Here is a 409-nt window from a genome sequence, read left to right as displayed (position 1 = left end):
AACCGGTACTTGGCGGCGTCGTCGGTCGACCAGTCGACATTCATCGGATCGACTTCGCTGCCATCGGGCGCGAACAGGCGGATGTGGCTGTTCTTGAGATAATCGGGATTTTTCCGCATCAGCGGAATGATGTCCTTGCGCACGATCGAGACCGGCGCGTTCCAGTATGGATTGACGATGATCTCGTTGATCTTTGAATTGACGATCGGCGTCTGGCGATCGATCTTGCCGACGATCGCGGTGTGGCGAAGCACGACGCGGTCGTTCTCGACCGCTTCGACCTGGGCTGCCGGAATGTCGACCAGCACGTAGCGGCTGCCCAGCGTGCCGGCCTTCTCGCGCAGCCGCTGCAGATTGGTCTGCAACTGGCCAAGCCGGATCTGCGCCGAAACGTTCATCGCCGCATAGG

Annotated in this window: 1 protein-coding gene; it reads right to left on the bottom strand. The window is 60.4% G+C overall.

Annotated elements, in window-relative coordinates; translation table 11 throughout:
* The coding region (locus EN969_RS35050; RefSeq protein ID WP_164758842.1) for a L,D-transpeptidase family protein at positions 1 to 409 on the bottom strand (409 nt) is incomplete at both ends.

The organism is Mesorhizobium sp. M7A.F.Ca.CA.003.01.2.1 (genome assembly GCF_003998945.1).
Classification (GTDB): domain Bacteria; phylum Pseudomonadota; class Alphaproteobacteria; order Rhizobiales; family Rhizobiaceae; genus Mesorhizobium; species Mesorhizobium ciceri.
Note: the sequence above shows the minus strand (reverse complement) of the source record. Positions and strands in the feature narration are given on the sequence as shown.